This window comes from Dokdonia sp. Hel_I_53, from assembly GCF_007827465.1.
Classification (GTDB): domain Bacteria; phylum Bacteroidota; class Bacteroidia; order Flavobacteriales; family Flavobacteriaceae; genus Dokdonia.
In genome coordinates this window covers 2344732-2358510 of sequence record NZ_VISL01000001.1, presented here as the reverse complement: position 1 = coordinate 2358510, position 13779 = coordinate 2344732, and the positions used below count along the sequence as shown (strand labels likewise).

The following is a 13779-nucleotide window of genomic DNA, read 5'->3' as shown; positions in this document are numbered from 1 at the left end:
AATATTATCAGTTAAGCTAAAGTCTATGACGACTAAAAGAAAAATAACATACGCTTCTAATTTTGAAAAAGACACTGCAGAAGGTCTTAGTTCTTTTCCAAAATATCTTTCTTCAAAATATATTTATGATAAAAAAGGAGATAAACTCTTTCAAGATATAATGGAAATGCCCTCCTACTATCTTACGGGCGCCGAGTTTGAAATTTTAGAAACACACAAGGAGGCTATCTCTGAGGCTTTTACAAGCCCCTCTGGATTTGACCTAATTGAACTAGGAGCAGGTGACGGTAAAAAAACAAAAATATTACTAAGACACCTCGTTTCTCGGGATGATGATTTTTGCTATCTACCTATTGATATAAGCCATAATGTACTAGAAGGTCTGGAGAAAAGTGTACAGGAGGAGCTTCCTAAAGTAGACATTAAACCACAGCAAGGTTCGTATTTTGACGTTCTAGAAAGTGTAGCAGATTATAATAGTCGTAAAAAAGTGATTATGGTTTTAGGATCTAACATTGGAAATCTTTTACACCCTCAAGCCATAGATTTTTTGACTAATATTCAAGAAGCAATGAGTCAAAAAGATCTGCTCTTTATGGGCTTTGATCAAAAGAAAAACCCACAAACTATTCTTGATGCCTACAATGACCCAGAAGGAATAACAGCAGCATTCAATAAAAATTTACTCCACCGTATCAATGATGAAATGGATGCAAATTTTGACGTAGATTCTTTCAAACATTGGGAAGTTTACAATCCAGAATCTGGAACTGCAAAAAGCTATTTAGTAAGTACAAAAGAGCAATCTGTTTCAATCAATTCTCTAGGCCTGACGATTCATTTTACACCTTGGGAATCAATCCATACAGAAATAAGCCAAAAATATGATGATACTATCGTCGAGTGGTTGTCAGGAGAATCTGGACTTCAAATTATTGATCAATTCACAGATAAAAATTCATATTACAAAAACTATGTATTTACAAAAAGATAGGGTTCTGCTTTCGCGAAAGCAAAAATGAAACACCTTAAAAAATATCAAATATGAAAGCTATCTGGAATAACCAAGTCATTGCGGAAAGCGAGGATACCATTGTTGTAGAAAACAACCATTATTTCCCTCATAATACCCTTAAAAAAGAGTTTTTTAAACCTAGCAGACAGAAATCCACTTGTCCGTGGAAAGGTGAGGCCTCCTATTATTCAATATCAGTCAACGGTAAAGAAAATACTGATGCAGCATGGTTTTACCCAAATACCAAAAACAAAGCAAAAAATATAGAAAATAGAGTGGCTTTCTGGAAAGGAGTTTCTATCATAGAATAGATTACAGCAGGTCTACTACATTTTTATTGTCTATCCAAATAGTGTAGCAATTCTTCTAAATCGCGCTCTGTATTAAAATAATGAAAACTTGTCCTTAAACCATCTCCGCGTAACGAAGCAATGATGTTATTGCTACGCAAAGACTTCAAAAGATGTTCATCTCCAGAAATATTGTAAAAACACCCATGATCCATACGGTTTGCAACATCAGCCTCTAATAAACCTCTATCTTTAAAAGCAATACTTACTTTATGATGTATACTTTGTAAGTTTGATTGAATAACGTCCATTCCTATATCATTAATTAAATCTATAGCCACTCCTAAACTTCCATAATTTAATGTGTCCTGATGTCCTGGCTCAAAACGGCCTATGAAATTTCCTTCTTGTGGCTTGTATTTTCCCTGAAAAGAGTTAAATCCTGTTGTTTTTGGAGCTACTTGCTGTGCAATCACTTCTTTAAATAAAAAAAAGGCATTGCCATAACCTGCATTCATCCATTTATAGCAACTGGCTCCTATAACATCTATACCAGAGTTGTCAAAATCGAAGACCTCAGTGCCTACATATTGCGTTGCATCAGCAAGAAACAAAGTAGATGGATACTTAGCTTTAAGATCTTTTAGAAACTGATGATTCACTTTTATCCCTGATACCCACTGAACTAATGAAAATGCAAAAATATCAGGCTGGGATTTTGAAAAAGCGTCTTCAATTCTATTCTCAAGATCTGCATCTATAGAAACATAATTAATCCCAAAGTCCCTGCTCTCAAAAGGCCAGTTCACAGATGGATAATCCCCATCTAGCAGCAAAACATTTTTATAATGTATAACTCCTTCTAACAACGTATTAAAACCGTAAGAAAAATTAGGTACCAGGGCTACTCTATTTGATGCACAAGAAAATAACCTACCTACTTTTTCTCGAACCTCAGACAAAATAGTGCCCTGATTTTCTTTGAGAATGCTTCCTTTTTCTAAAAAATCTGCATCATGCTGCCTACGCCATTCCATTACGGGAAGTGGCAATAAACCGGATGCCGCAGTATTGAGATATGTATATTGATCCAGTATGGGAAATAGTTTTGCAAAATTTTTCATAAGCCTTCTATTGTTGCTTAGTAAAATAGTAATTTTATATAGCAAAAGCTTATCAAGCTTTCACCACTAAAGGTCGCATATTATGTCATTATTCTCAAAAAAAACCAACACTTCTTCTATAGATCCAGAGCAAAGAGAACTTATAGAGAATGCACAGGCTCGTATTAAACAAAAAAAGAAACTCTATCGTCACTTTGTTTTATTTCTAGCTGGAGCAATCGTATTAATTGTTCTCAACCTTGCCCTAGGCATAGGAAAAGAATTTAAAATCCTAAATATTGACTGGTTTGTCTGGGCTATTCTCTTATGGTCTTTCTTTTTTCTTGTACACATAATAAATGTCGTATTTATGAGTAGCTTTATGAATAAAGAATGGGAGAAAGAACAACTTGATAAACTTGTTACTAAGCAAAAATTAAAAATTGCAGAGTTAGACGAGGCCATACAACAAAAAATGCCTCTCCCTGAAAAAAAAAAGCCATCTTTAAAAGACCCGAATCTTCCACTTACAGATCAAAATACTCCCCTATGATTACAATGATTGCTGCGGCAGGAGAAGGTAACGAATTGGGGAAAGATGGTGATCTCGTATGGCATTTACCCGATGATTTTAAAAGATTTAAAAAACTCACAACGGGTCATCACATAATAATGGGTCGTAAAACTTGGGAATCTTTTCCTCGCCCCCTACCTAACCGCACTCACATTATAATTACTAGAAAATCAAATTATAATGCAGAAAATGCAATAGTTGTACATAATATAGAGGATGCGCTTACGTATAGTAAAGACGACGATCATACTTTTATTATAGGTGGTGGAGAGATTTATAAACTGGGCTTGACCTATGCTACTCATATAGAATTAACACGTGTTCACGGTCATTTTAATGCAGATGCTTTTTTTCCTGTGATTGACAAAGATAAATGGGAATTAATAGAGAACCATCATCACAAAAAAGACGATAATCATAACTATAGTTTTACCTACGAGACTTATAAGAAAGTTAGGTAGCTTAAATTGAATTTAAGAATGTTAATTCCGCTTTCGCGAAAGCGGAATCTCCAACATACAATTTGTATTTTTACAACTGAAACTAACTATTATGAAAGCATATATATTTCCAGGTCAAGGAGCTCAGTTTACAGGAATGGGACTGGATATTTTTGAAAAGTATCCAGTAGCTCAAGACTTATTTCTCAAAGCAAACGACATTCTAGGGTTTAATATCACTGAAACCATGTTTGAAGGTTCGGCCGAAGATCTTAAAGAAACTAAGGTGACACAACCCGCCATATTTATACACTCAGTAGCGCTTCAAGCTGTTCTTGAAAATTTTGACCCAGCGATGGTTGCAGGACATTCCTTAGGTGAATTTTCTGCTTTGGTAGCTTGTGGTGCGCTCTCATTTGAAGACGCTCTTTTACTAGTAAGTAAAAGAGCACAAGCAATGCAAAAAGCTTGCGAATTACAACCATCAACAATGGCAGCTGTACTTGCGCTAGAAGATTCGGTTGTGGAAGAAGTCTGTGAAGGAACCGATGGTATTGTGGTAGCTGCAAATTACAATTGCCCTGGGCAATTAGTAATTTCTGGTGAGGTAAATGCGATAAATGCTGCTTGCGCCACTATGAAAGAGCGCGGAGCAAAGAGAGCTTTAGTACTTCCTGTAGGTGGTGGTTTTCACTCTCCCATGATGGAGCCAGCAAGAGAAGAATTAGAAAAAGCTATTGAGCAAACGATCTTTAAGGACCCTATATGTCCTATTTATCAAAACGTATCCGCTAAAGCCGTTACAAGTGCAAGTGAAATTCAAAAAAATCTCATCGCACAATTGACAGCTCCTGTAAAATGGACGCAAACAATACAACAAATGATTGCAGATGGAGCGACAGAATTTATTGAAGTGGGTCCCGGACGTGTTTTACAAGGTCTTGTTAAGAAAATTGACCGTAGTGCTACAGCAGGCAGTGCACAGCTTCCTGAATAGAAAAAAATTATAAAAAAAATCTCGGTATCCGAGATTTTTTTTTTTGAATAATTTAAATGACATATTGGAAATATTCCTAATTTACTTATATTTACCTTATGGGCATAAATGATTTACCTTCAGAAATAAGAAGATTTAAAGAAGTACGTGAAGATCACGATTTTACTCAAGCAGAATTTGCAGAGCAATTAGGAATAAAGAACTCAACAGCAGATATTGAACGTGGTCGTACAAAACTCTCTGGTCAAGTAATCACAGAATTGCTCCGATTATTTCAGATCAATCCATTATGGATTTATGGATATAGTAATCAAAAACACCTTAATACTGACAAAGGAGACGTAAGTCCTAAAGTCGTTGTAGTAGATAAAGACGATCAAGAAAATATGGTGTTAGTTAATCAAAAAGCAGCCGCAGGTTACCCTAACAATATTGCAGATGTCGAGTGGTATCAAAAATTACCCGCATTTGATTTACCATTGCCACAGTATCGCAATGCAACCTACCGAGGTTTTCAAGTAGAAGGAGATAGTATGTTACCCAATTTTAGACCAGAAGACTGGGTACTAGCAAAGGGCGTAGAAGGATTAGAAAGTGCTAGCGACAATAAAGTTTATGTGATTGTGATGCAGGATGCTGTAGTGATAAAGAAACTACAAAAGCTTCCAGATACATCACGAGTTTTACTTATTTCAATAAACAAGGAATATGCTCCCTATGAGGTTGAAGTAAGTAATATACAAGAAATATGGCAAGTTAACAGTAAGTTGACCTTTAGCTTAGATGAAAATAGTAGTAATAATTTACTAAAAGAACTCCAGCAATCTATGGAGGATTTAAAAGCACAAATGACAAAATTTAAAGCATAAAAAAGAGTCAATACTTTCGTATTGACTCTTTTAAATTTATAAAAACTTCAGATTAATCGTCAGTTTTTACTTTTACTTCACCGTTTTCGTCTACTTTAATTTTTGTCTCGTCGCCATTGGCGTCTTCGACTTTTAATTTGTAGCCGTCATCTGTGTTTTTTTCTTTGATATCAGCGCCATTTTCTTTTGCCTCTTCGATCAAAGTTTCAGTTTCGGTTTTTTTCTCTTTACAAGAAGAAAGTGAGATTGCTGCAACACCTAGTGCTACAACTGCTATTTTCAGAGTTTTCATAATTTTTAAATTTATTGAGTTAATAAAATCAACAAATAGAATTTAGTTATCGTCTCCTATCTTTTCAATCTCTTCGTTAATTTCTTTATTTACCTCATCGTCAACTTTCTTTGCAGTACGTTCTAATATACCACCATCATCATCACTAGTTTCAACTTCTACCTCGCGGACTACTGTTGTTTCTTTGGTTTCTGTCTCCCTACAGCTAGTGAAACTTAATCCTACTAAAATTAGAGCTGCAATAGCTACTTTTTGTAATTTCATAATTATAATATTAATTAGTGGGACAAATGTATGTCGGTATTAACAACACCTTTGATAATTGATTACCAATTATTTCTAAAAAATTAGTTAACATTTCATACTTATTAATCTTTATCGCCAAAAACTGTTAAATTAAAATAACCCTATGGATTTCGAGTTGTTGTACAATTTTTTAGAGACATTGCAAAAAAATAATTCTAAGGAATGGATGGATACCCACCGTAAAGAATATCACCATGTACGTGACTTATACATTAAATGGCTAGACCACCTAAATGACAAGTTCCTAAAGATTGATAAAGACTACTTTGATACACCTGGAAAGAAAGCTATCAATAGAATTAATAATAATTTGTTATTTCATCCCACAAAACCTATTTATAAAGATCATTTTGGAGCAGGTCTTGATCAAAAAACAAAGCAAGGTGATTTTTATATAGAAATTGGCCTACACCAGAACTTAATTGCAGGTGGCTACTGGAGACCCAAGAAAGAAATTTTAAATAGTATTCGTGAAGCAATTGATTATAATGGGGAAAATCTTAAAGCTATTCTAGAGAAAGAATCATTTAAGAAGTTATTTGGAGGGCTGTATACAGACCATCAATTAATTACTGCGCCAAAAGGGTACTCAATGAAACATCCTCATATAAATTTACTTAGGCAGAAAACATTTGCTGTTGAACTAACGCTTACGCGAAAGCAAGTAGTTTCTTCAGGTTTTGAGGATACTATTATTACAGCTTACCAAGAGATGCTGCCCTTTAGAAGATACCTACGGGAAGCTGTTTCTGTGTAAAATAATTTTTAGCTTGGGAAAGAAAATCAATTATTCAAAATAATTTGATACAGCCTTAGTGGCTCCAGTATTGCTGTTGATGAAATGTCCAGCGATCATCCCAGTTTGATTTCTGAAATTTATATCAGTGGTTAATTTAGTGAGTATTTTATTTAACTCCTCCTGATTAGACACCGAATACAGCCCAGCTAATTGCTGTAAGCGTTTTGCCTCTGGAAAATTTTTAAAATTTGAGCCAATAACTATCGGTGTGCCAAAAGTGGCAGGCTCTAATATATTATGTAAACCTGTTGTTCCCATAGCCCCACCCACATAAGCAATATCTGCATAACTGTAAATTTTTGCAAGTAGTCCGATTGTATCGATAATCAAAACCTGAGCCTTCTTTAAATTTTCTTCAGTGTATTGAGAATAACGTGTTGATTTAACAAGTAATCTACTTTCTAAATCTGCAATTTTATCAGGTTTTATCTCGTGTGGAGCTATAATAAACTTAATATCAGAAGAAGCATCATTTATAAATGAAAGCAATACTTGCTCGTCTTCTGACCATGTACTACCGCAAACGACACAAAGTTTACCTTGCTTAAATGTCTCGATAAAATCTAAAGTGTTGTCCATCTCAATTTGATGACTTACTCTATCAAAACGGGTATCCCCACTTACAGCATAATTTGTAAAACCTAACTGTTTTAGAGCTTCCGAAGAGGCTTTATCTTGTAGGAAGAAATATTCAAAACTTTTTAGTGACTCTTTCATCCACTTGCCGTACCATCTAAAAAATGGTTGACTCTCTCTAAATACTCCAGATATCAAAAAGGTGCGTACATTTTGGCGTTTTAATTCATTTAGATAATTTGGCCAAAATTCATATTTTACAAATAAAGCCATATCTGGAGATAAGATTTCTAGAAACTCACAAGCATTAGCAGGTGTATCAATAGGTAGATAGACGGTTGCTTTCGCGAAAGCGTTATCCTTTTTTATTTCATATCCAGAAGGAGAGAAAAAACTAACCACCCACTGATGATTAGGAAATCGTTGTTGTAAAGCTTTCATCACTGGAAGACCTTGCTCATATTCACCTAGAGAGGCTGCATGCATCCACATCACAGGCGGACCTTTTTCTAAAGCACTCCTGAGTGTTGCCATTGTATTTTTTCTTCCTATCACAGACTTTCTGATTTTTTTATTAAAAAATCCTACAATTGGCAACAATAATTGTGCAAGTATGATTACGAAAGAATAGAGGCTCTGCATCTCGTAAAAGTAGTGCTTTGTCTATAAATAAATTGTTCATGGGATAGAGATTTTGTATTTTCGTTTAAGACCTATTTTAGTGTCTTTATTATAATAAATACTCCGTAGCGTAGGTACTTTCAACGCTCCCACATACAATGAAAAAAATACAAATGGTCGATCTCAAAGGCCAATACCAGCAAATTAAAGATCGTGTAAATACCTCCATTATGGAAGTTATTGAAACTACTTCATTTGTAAATGGCCCTGAAGTACATCAATTTCAAAAAGAGCTTGAAGAATACCTTGATGTTAAGCACGTAATTCCTTGTGCAAATGGTACAGATGCACTGCAAATTGCTATGATGGGTTTAGGTCTAGAACAAGGAGATGAAGTCATCACTGCAGATTTTACATTTGCAGCAACGGTAGAAGTCATAGCGCTTCTTAAACTCACTCCAGTACTTGTTGATGTAGATCCAGTAAATTTCAATATTGATATTGAAGCTATCAAAAAAGCAATTACTCCAAAAACTAAGGCTATTGTACCTGTCCATTTATTTGGAATGGCAGCAAATATGGATGCCATCATGGATCTAGCAAAAGAACATAACCTATATATAATTGAAGATAATGCTCAGGGAATAGGATCAACGTACACTGGGCGTAACGGTCAGAAAGTTAAAACTGGGACTATAGGACATATAGGCACCACTTCTTTTTTTCCATCAAAAAATCTAGGATGCTATGGTGATGGCGGCGCCATATTTACAAATGATGATAAGCTTGCACATACAATAAGAGGTATCGTGAATCATGGTATGTATGAGCGTTATCATCATGATGTAGTAGGGGTTAATAGTAGACTTGATTCTATACAGGCCGCTGTGCTACGCGCAAAGCTACCTCATCTTGATGCCTACAACACTGCAAGAAGAGATGCCGCAAGGAAGTATTCAGATGCTTTTTCAAATCACGAAAAAATAATTACTCCTATCATTTGTGATAGCTGTGACTGTCATGTTTTTCATCAGTACACACTTCGTGTAAAGGATACAAATAGAGATGCTTTAGTTACACATTTAAATGAAAACGGAATTCCTTGTGGTGTGTATTATCCTATACCATTACATAGCCAGAAGGCATATAAAGACAAGCGTTACAATGAATCAGATTTCCCAGTGACCAATGCTATCGTTAAAGATTGTATCTCGCTCCCTATGCATACGGAACTTGATGATGAGCAGATTGCCTTTATCACCCAGACTGTGATTAATTTTATTAGTAGATAAAACATATTTATGAAATACCTCATCACTATACTGCTTACTTTCATAGTTAGCAGTATGCTTTATGGACAAGAAACACTTATTCACTGTGGTAAATTTATAGACACTCAAAATGGAAAAGTACTTTCAAAACAAACCATCACAGTTTCTGGAAATAAAATTATCAAAGTAGAAGCTGGTTACGCTTCCGCGAAATCGAACGAACACATAATTAATCTCAAAGCATATACAGTAATGCCTGGTTTTATTGATATGCATGTTCATATTGAAGGTGAAACAAATCCCAAGAGATATTTAGAAACCTTTACTAAAAATGAGGCTGATATCGCATTTACTGCTGCCGAAATAGCAGAGCGAACCCTCAACGCAGGATTTACCACCGTTAGAGATTTGGGTGGCACAGGAGTAAACGTTTCTTTACGAAATGCCATAAATGCTGGCACTATAAAGGGACCTCGAATTTTTACTGCGGAGAAAGCGATAGGCACCACAGGCGGTCACGCTGATCCTACCAATGGCTATAAAAATTCACTCATGGGCGATCCCGGGCCTGCAGAAGGTGTGATTAACAGTGTTGATGATGCTAGAAAAGCGGTTAGACAACGTTATAAAAATAGCGCTGATTTGATTAAGATAACCGCAACTGGCGGCGTTTTGAGTATAAGCAAGAATGGTGAAAATCCGCAATTTAGACAGGAGGAAGTCAATGAGATTGTACGAACTGCAAAAGAATATGGAATGCATGTCGCTGCTCACGCTCACGGTAAAGAGGGTATGCAACGGGCTATAAAAGCTGGAGTACAAACGATCGAGCACGGTTCTTTTATGGATAGAGAAACTGTAGCCCTTATGAAAAAATACGGTACCCATCTTGTCCCAACACTGTCTGCTGGGAAGTATGTTGCAGCAAAAGCTGAGATAAAAGGATATTATCCAGACATCATCATCCCTAAAATTGAGAAGGTAGATGCAACCCTTAAACAAACTTTTACTATGCTAGCACAATCTGATGTAAATATCGCTTTTGGAACGGATGCTGGTGTATTTCCACACGGAGAAAATGCAAAAGAATTTAAATACATGGTAGATTACGGCTGGTCTCCTTTGTTTGCTCTACAATCGGCAACTGTGACTAACGCAAAACTTTTAGATATGGAAGGTAACATAGGTGTTCTTTCTGAAGGTGCTTTTGCTGATATAATTGCCACAAAAGAGAATCCTATTGAGAATATTTCAACAACAGAAAACGTTATGTTTGTTATGAAAAATGGGGTGGTTTATAAAAATAAATAGTGGAAGTATTAATTTACTTGAATTATTTTAATCCCCGATTTCGTTAGCGCCCAGTAAAATATCTTTAATTTTTATCTATAAACTGAAATAGATAAAAAAAAACTATAAAAAACACTTTGTTTACTACAGAAAAAACTTAAATTTGCATCCGCTATGAGAAATAGCATTTGTTCATAAACATACTGCGAAAGTAGCTCAGGGGTAGAGCATCACCTTGCCAAGGTGGGGGTCGCGGGTTCAAATCCCGTCTTTCGCTCTTATTGCTGCTTTCGCGAAAGCGGCATATAAAACATACCAATTTTTCGCAATTGCGAAAATGCTCGAGTGGTGGAATTGGTAGACACGTTGGACTTAAAATCCAATGTCCATTAGGACGTACGGGTTCAAGTCCCGTCTCGAGTACTAAACCTCTTTATCATTGATAAAGAGGTTTTTTTATGTTCTATAATTTAAAGTCCCCTAGTGCGCTTTAGATCCGCTTTTCTTTACTAACATCCTCTTAATCTCATTCAGCTTCATTAATGCTTCCACAGGAGTTAGCGTATCAATATCTGTATGTAAAATTTCTTCTTTTACTTGTTCTAGTAGCGGATCATCTAGATTAAAAAAGCTTAATTGCATTTCTTCTTCAGCTGTTTTCTTAAGTGTTTCCGTAAGCTTTTCACTCCCGTGAGATTTTTCTAGCTTTTCCATCATCTTAGTAGCACGTCGCAATACTTGTTGTGGCATTCCTGCCATTTTTGCTACATGAATACCAAAACTGTGTGCGCTGCCGCCTGGGACTAATTTACGCAAGAATAATACGTTATTCTTAAGCTCCTTTACAGAAACATTATAGTTACGCACTCTTTGGAAGGAATCGCTCATTTCATTAAGTTCGTGGTAATGAGTCGCAAAAAGTGTTTTAGGTCTTCCTGGATGTTCGTGTAAAAACTCACTAATAGCCCAAGCGATAGAAATTCCATCATAGGTGCTTGTCCCACGCCCTATTTCATCAAGTAATACTAAACTTCGATCACTAAGGTTATTAAGAATACTAGCCGTCTCATTCATCTCTACCATGAAGGTACTCTCGCCCATCGAGATATTATCACTTGCACCTACCCTTGTAAAAATTTTATCTACGAGACCTATATGTGCAGCCTCAGCTGGCACAAAACTCCCCATTTGGGCAAGTAGAACAATCAAAGCTGTTTGACGAAGAATAGCACTTTTTCCAGACATATTAGGGCCCGTGATCATAATCATTTGTTGGTCATCACTGTCTAGTAAAACATCATTAGCTACATATTGTTCACCTAGTGGCAGTTGTTTTTCAATCACAGGATGACGTCCTTTTTTGATGTCAATAATTTTTGAATCATCTAGCGTAGGCTTTTTATAATTATTCTCTCTAGCTAATTGAGTAAAACCGAGCAAACAGTCAAGTTGTGCAATTTGGCTTGCAGTAGCCTGTATCTGTTCTATAAATGTCGATATCCAATTCACTAACTCTGAGAACAATTGCTGTTCTATCGCCTGTATACGCTCCTCTGCTCCTAGAATTTTCCCTTCATACTCTTTGAGCTCATCTGTAATATAGCGTTCTGCATTTACCAGTGTTTGCTTGCGTATCCATTCTTCAGGAACTTTATCCTTATGCGTATTACGTACCTCTATATAATACCCAAATACATTGTTTGATGCTATTTTAAGAGAAGTGATACCGGTGCGCTCTGTCTCGCGTTCTAGCATCTTCTCTAAATAATCTTTTCCTCCTTGAGATAAGGCTCGTAGATCATCAAGCTCTTGGTGAAATCCTGAAGCAACGGCACCTCCTTTTAAAATAGATACAGGTGCTTCCTCCTTGAGGCTTTTTTTAATTTTTGAACGTAGCACCTCACAATCTTTAAGCTGTTCTGCTATTAATTTAAGAGATTCGTTATCGGTTTTAGAGGCAATAGATTTTATAGGAACGACAGCCTCCAGTGAGTTTTTTAATTGTATTACCTCCCGCGGATTAATCCTTGCAGTTGCCACTTTACTTACAAGTCGCTCCAGATCTCCTATTTTCTTAATATTAGACTGTATCTTATCATAAATACTACTATTATCAAGTAAAAACGAAACCACCTCATGTCTTCGTTCAATCTGATCTAGACGTTTTAATGGTAGTGCTAACCAGCGTTTGAGTAAACGTCCTCCCATAGGAGAGGTTGTTTTATCTATCACATCTAGCAAAGTTATTGCCTTAAGACCATAAGATGAATTGTATAATTCTAAGTTACGTATCGTAAAGCGATCCATCCACACGTAATCATTTGCAGCGATACGACTAATGTGTGTGATATGGTTAAGTTTATGGTGTTGGGTTTCTCCTAAGTAATGCAATGCCGCTCCAGAGGCTATAATCCCGGCCTCTAGATGCTCAACGCCAAAACCTTTGAGAGAATTTACTTCAAAGTGCTTGTGCAAAGACTCTGTCGCGTAATCCGTTTGAAACACCCAATCTTCTTGATAAAAGGTATGATACTCCGAGCCATAAGTTTCAAAAAACATTTTTTTCTGTTTTTTGGAGATTAGAAGTTCGCTTGGTGTAAAATTTTGTAATAGTTTATCTATATAAGCTGTATCTCCCTGAGCAGTCAAAAATTCTCCTGTAGAAACATCTAAAAATGAAACTCCTACTATCTCTTTACTGAAATAAATAGCTCCTAAAAAATTATTCGTTTTGGCAGAAAGAATGTCGTCATTCATTGCTACTCCTGGAGTGACTAACTCGGTTACACCACGCTTTACAATTGTCTTGGTTTGTTTTGGATCTTCCAACTGATCACAAATAGCCACGCGACAACCCGCTTTTACGAGCTTTGGCAAGTAGGTATTTAGAGAGTGGTGGGGAAAACCCGCAAGTTCTGTTCGGTCTCCACCATTATTACGACTTGTTAGTGTAATGTTTAAAATTCTGGCAGCTTTAATAGCATCTTCTCCAAAAGTTTCATAGAAATCTCCCACTCTAAAGAGTAATAATGCGTCAGGGTATTTTGCTTTGATCGCATTGTATTGTTTCATTAATGGAGTTACTTTCTTTGCTGCCAAATCTTCAATTTTAGTGAAAATAAAAATACGTTAATCTTTTGGGTCTCTTACCCATATACAACACTAGTTATTCTCAATTTTTAACAAGGCTTTTTTACGCTTTCGCGAAAGCGTAATCACCTTTAACTTAAATAAGAAATTTCAAAATATTTTTAAATTTTAGACAAACACAGATTAATTTGTGAAAAATTAAGGCTTTCATTAAGATATTATTAGCATTCCTAGGCTCTTATCTAT

General features: G+C 35.9%; 14 protein-coding genes and 2 tRNA genes. 11 read left to right on the top strand and 5 right to left on the bottom strand.

Going from position 1 to position 13779, the window contains the following annotated elements; genetic code table 11:
* The first annotated feature begins 25 nt into the window (after positions 1 to 25).
* Positions 26 to 994 (top strand): L-histidine N(alpha)-methyltransferase, encoded by a 969-nt coding sequence (locus OD90_RS10545; RefSeq protein ID WP_144669132.1) that lies wholly within the window; start codon positions 26 to 28, stop codon positions 992 to 994.
* Positions 995 to 1044: 50 nt separating this feature from the next.
* On the top strand, positions 1045 to 1326 hold the full coding sequence (locus OD90_RS10540; protein WP_144669131.1) for a DUF427 domain-containing protein: 282 nt from the start codon (positions 1045 to 1047) through the stop codon (positions 1324 to 1326).
* Between the two features lie 23 nt (positions 1327 to 1349).
* Here the strand turns inward: OD90_RS10540 and OD90_RS10535 are convergent, their stop codons facing one another.
* The gene (locus OD90_RS10535) at positions 1350 to 2429 is read right to left on the bottom strand and encodes an aminotransferase class V-fold PLP-dependent enzyme (protein WP_144669130.1); all 1080 of its coding nucleotides are present in this window, start codon (positions 2427 to 2429) and stop codon (positions 1350 to 1352) included.
* 82 nt (positions 2430 to 2511) lie between these two features.
* Between OD90_RS10535 and OD90_RS10530 the strand changes: the two genes are divergently transcribed.
* The 4 genes from OD90_RS10530 (at position 2512) to OD90_RS10515 (ending at position 5288) form a co-directional block, all read left to right on the top strand.
* Positions 2512 to 2961 (top strand): 2TM domain-containing protein, encoded by a 450-nt coding sequence (locus OD90_RS10530; RefSeq protein WP_144669129.1) that lies wholly within the window; start codon positions 2512 to 2514, stop codon positions 2959 to 2961.
* A complete protein-coding gene (locus OD90_RS10525; RefSeq protein WP_144669128.1) occupies positions 2958 to 3443 on the top strand; it encodes a dihydrofolate reductase in 486 nt (161 codons plus the stop codon). Before OD90_RS10530 ends, OD90_RS10525 begins: the two co-directional genes overlap by 4 nt.
* Positions 3444 to 3534: 91 nt before the next feature.
* Entirely contained in the window at positions 3535 to 4419 is an 885-nt protein-coding gene (fabD, locus tag OD90_RS10520) for an ACP S-malonyltransferase (RefSeq protein WP_144669127.1), read from the top strand.
* A gap of 98 nt (positions 4420 to 4517) precedes the next feature.
* The gene (locus tag OD90_RS10515) at positions 4518 to 5288 is read left to right on the top strand and encodes a helix-turn-helix transcriptional regulator (RefSeq protein ID WP_144669126.1); all 771 of its coding nucleotides are present in this window, start codon (positions 4518 to 4520) and stop codon (positions 5286 to 5288) included.
* A gap of 52 nt (positions 5289 to 5340) precedes the next feature.
* Here the strand turns inward: OD90_RS10515 and OD90_RS10510 are convergent, their stop codons facing one another.
* Entirely contained in the window at positions 5341 to 5580 is a 240-nt protein-coding gene (locus OD90_RS10510; RefSeq protein WP_144669125.1) for a PepSY domain-containing protein, read from the bottom strand.
* 42 nt (positions 5581 to 5622) lie between these two features.
* Entirely contained in the window at positions 5623 to 5844 is a 222-nt protein-coding gene (locus OD90_RS10505; protein ID WP_144669124.1) for a hypothetical protein, read from the bottom strand.
* 145 nt (positions 5845 to 5989) lie between these two features.
* Here OD90_RS10505 and OD90_RS10500 point away from each other — a divergent pair, with 145 nt between their 5' ends.
* Entirely contained in the window at positions 5990 to 6643 is a 654-nt protein-coding gene (locus tag OD90_RS10500; RefSeq protein ID WP_144669123.1) for a DUF2461 domain-containing protein, read from the top strand.
* 30 nt (positions 6644 to 6673) lie between these two features.
* On the opposite strand, the gene OD90_RS10495 is transcribed toward OD90_RS10500, so the two are convergent.
* Positions 6674 to 7903, bottom strand: a complete 1230-nt coding sequence (locus OD90_RS10495) for a 3-deoxy-D-manno-octulosonic acid transferase (protein WP_144669122.1) — start codon at positions 7901 to 7903, stop codon at positions 6674 to 6676.
* A 137-nt stretch (positions 7904 to 8040) separates the two neighbouring features.
* On the opposite strand from OD90_RS10495, the gene OD90_RS10490 reads away from it, so the two are divergent.
* The 4 genes from OD90_RS10490 to OD90_RS10475 all read left to right on the top strand — a co-directional run bounded on the left by OD90_RS10490 (position 8041) and on the right by OD90_RS10475 (position 10866).
* Complete coding sequence (locus tag OD90_RS10490; protein WP_144669121.1) at positions 8041 to 9174, top strand: DegT/DnrJ/EryC1/StrS family aminotransferase; 1134 nt, start codon at positions 8041 to 8043, stop codon at positions 9172 to 9174.
* A gap of 9 nt (positions 9175 to 9183) precedes the next feature.
* Positions 9184 to 10464 (top strand): metal-dependent hydrolase family protein, encoded by a 1281-nt coding sequence (locus OD90_RS10485; protein WP_144669120.1) that lies wholly within the window; start codon positions 9184 to 9186, stop codon positions 10462 to 10464.
* Between the two features lie 184 nt (positions 10465 to 10648).
* Positions 10649 to 10720 (top strand) — tRNA-Gly (locus OD90_RS10480).
* Between the two features lie 62 nt (positions 10721 to 10782).
* Positions 10783 to 10866: transfer RNA gene (locus tag OD90_RS10475), tRNA-Leu, on the top strand.
* A gap of 57 nt (positions 10867 to 10923) precedes the next feature.
* Here the strand turns inward: OD90_RS10475 and mutS are convergent.
* Entirely contained in the window at positions 10924 to 13515 is a 2592-nt protein-coding gene (mutS, locus tag OD90_RS10470; protein ID WP_186434780.1) for a DNA mismatch repair protein MutS, read from the bottom strand.
* Positions 13516 to 13779 lie beyond the last annotated feature (264 nt).